This window comes from Candidatus Phytoplasma gossypii, assembly GCF_030586975.1.
Taxonomy (GTDB): Bacteria; Bacillota_I; Bacilli_A; order Acholeplasmatales; family Acholeplasmataceae; genus Phytoplasma; species Phytoplasma citri.
Genome location: NZ_JAOSIT010000054.1, coordinates 1 through 2,552, shown reverse-complemented (window position 1 = coordinate 2,552; position 2,552 = coordinate 1). Strand labels below are relative to the sequence as shown.

Below are 2,552 nucleotides of genomic sequence, written 5' to 3'. Positions count from 1 at the left end.
CTTTTATGCCTATTCAGATTTTATGTTTAAATTTAATTTATGATTTATCTTGTTTAGTTTTACCTTTTGATGATGTAGAATCTATTTATTTGAAAAAAAAATCTTGTTGGAATAGCCGTAATATTTGTTTTTTTATGATTTCATTTGGGATATTAACTTTTATTTTTGATATTTTGTTTTGTTCTAGTTTATTATGGAATTATGGTATTGCTTCTTTTCGTGATTGGACTTGTGATAAAATTAATTTATTTAGATCAGGATGGTTTATTTTTTCAATTTGGACTCAATTTTTAACTATTTTTTATCTTAGAACTTCTAATTGTTTGAGAAATTTGAAAAAAACTATTTATATATTTATATTACCTTTTATAGCTGGAATTTTAGCTTCTTATTTGCCTTGCATAAGTTTTTTATCAAAAAAATTATATTTTGATAATCCTTTTGATAAAAATTATGTTTTTATTTTGTTAATCTTTTTGTGTTTGTATTGTTTATGTTTATTTTTGGTTAAAAAATTATTTATTATAAATAAACGTGATCTTTTGTGAGATTATATTATTGTTGATCGAATGGAGATAGGTGCGTTTAATGATTTATTGGCAAGATATTTTAAATATATTATCATTTTTTACGATTATTTTAATATTATTTTATATTTCTTTAAATATTTTTTTTAGTAAATACGAAGTTATTAAGGTAATTTATTGTTTTTTTTTAGGAATTTTATTCGTTTATTGTTTGAAATTTTTTTTGGAAAAATATAATTACTTTGAACCAATTAGAAATTTTTTAGAAAAAATTAATATTTATAATGTGATATTGAATTTTGTTATGATAGCGCCTATCATTATTAAAGCTCCTTATTTACGTTTTTATGTGCAAAATTTGTCTGTTTTTTGGAATCGAAAAAAAATGATAGTTATGGGTAATAAAAATACACAAAATCAAATTTTAAAAGCTGTTTGGTTTATGTCAGAAAAAAAAATAGGTTCTTTAATTACTATTGAAAAATATAATACTTTAGAACAATTTGCGCAAAAATCTATTTTTCTTGATGCTAATGTTTCTTACGAATTGTTAATTAATATTTTTATGCCCAATACTCCTTTACATGATGGTGCTGTTATTATTCGTGGTAATAAAATTTTATCTGCTGGAGCTTATTTTATGTTATCCGATAATCAACATTTTGAAAAAATTACAGGTTCTCGGCATCGAGCTGCTTTAGGTATTAGCGAACATACCGATAGTATGACTATTATAGTTTCTGAAGAGACAGGCGATATTTCTATTGCTGTAGATGGTATTATGTTGTTGATGAATGAACGTACTAAATTTGAAGAATATTTAACTATGTTTATGGGTTAATTTAGTTTTTATGAATCATAAATTTATATAGTAGAAATTTTGATTATTTTATAAATTATAAATAGTTTTTTATTAAATTAAATTTTTGAGTATAATTAATTTTAATTTAATTAAATTTTTTGTTGTTTTATTATGTATGAATTAATTAAATATTTTAAAAGCATAAATTATTTTATTTATTTCTTAAGATAATTATTTTTAATATAATGTTTAAAATAATAAATTAATAATAATTATTTGATTTTTATGTTTTTTTAAAATAAATTTAGATATATGGAGTTAATAGTGTTCAATAAAATTCAAAAAATAATTTCGGAACAATTATCATTGTCTGAAGATCTAATTCAATTAGATACAAAATTAAAGGAAGATTTAGGGATGGATTCTATCGATGCTGTCAATTTGGCTATTCAATTAGAGAAAAATTTTAATATTAAAATTAGTGATGAACAATTGCAACAATTTAAATCAGTAAAAGATATTGTAGTTTATATTGAAGCTCATGTTTCTGGAAACACAGAATAAAATTAAACTGTTTAATCGAAAAAATTGGAGTTAAAAAAGTTTTTTATGTTAATTTATGATTTTCGTAGTATAGAAGCTAAATGGCAATTACATTGGGAACAACAACAAACATTTAAAACCGAACTTGATTATAATAAAAAAAAATTTTATTGTTTAGATATGTTTCCATATCCTTCTGCTCAAGGATTGCATGTTGGACATTTAGAAGGTTATTCTGCTAGTGATATTATTAATAGATTTTTTCGAATGCAAGGGTTTAATGTGTTACATCCTTTTGGATGGGATTCTTTTGGTTTGCCTACAGAACGTTATGCTTCGCAAACAGGTCAACATCCTTCTTATGTAACTTACCAGAATATTGAAAACTTTAAAAAACAAATAAAATTACTCGGAAAAGGTATTGATTGGAGTAGAGAATTAGCGACTTCCGATTCTTATTATTATAAATGGACTCAATGGATTTTTAAAAAACTTTATCAAGAAGGATTAGCTGTTTTGCAAGATGTTGAGGTAAATTTTTGTCCTCAATTAGGTACAGTATTAGCGAATGAAGAGGTTATTTCTACTTCTGAAGGCATTATATCAGAACGTGGTGGTCATCCTGTTTTTAAAAGTAAAATGAAACAATGGATTTTAAAAATTACTAAATATGCGGATAG

The 2,552-nt window shown here is 23.0% G+C and carries 4 protein-coding genes; all 4 read left to right on the top strand.

Annotation, left to right across the window (positions count from 1 at the left end):
• The coding region (locus tag OC698_RS02910) for a cation transporting ATPase C-terminal domain-containing protein (protein WP_304513197.1) at positions 1 to 548 on the top strand (548 nt) is incomplete at its 5' end.
• A 40-nt stretch (positions 549 to 588) separates the two neighbouring features.
• Positions 589 to 1,368, top strand: coding sequence for a diadenylate cyclase (locus OC698_RS02905; protein WP_304513196.1), 780 nt, complete (start codon positions 589 to 591; stop codon positions 1,366 to 1,368).
• 285 nt (positions 1,369 to 1,653) lie between these two features.
• The gene (gene acpP, locus OC698_RS02900; RefSeq protein WP_420887794.1) at positions 1,654 to 1,893 is read left to right on the top strand and encodes an acyl carrier protein; all 240 of its coding nucleotides are present in this window, start codon (positions 1,654 to 1,656) and stop codon (positions 1,891 to 1,893) included.
• Positions 1,894 to 1,938: 45 nt separating this feature from the next.
• Positions 1,939 to 2,552, top strand: a 614-nt coding sequence (locus tag OC698_RS02895) for a class I tRNA ligase family protein (RefSeq protein WP_304513198.1), incomplete at its 3' end; no start/stop codon positions are given.

Bases quoted from the DNA above. Each gene is read 5' to 3' on its own strand.
- OC698_RS02905 (WP_304513196.1), top strand. From the start codon at position 589: ATGATTTATTGGCAAGATATTTTAAATATATTATCATTTTTTACGATT.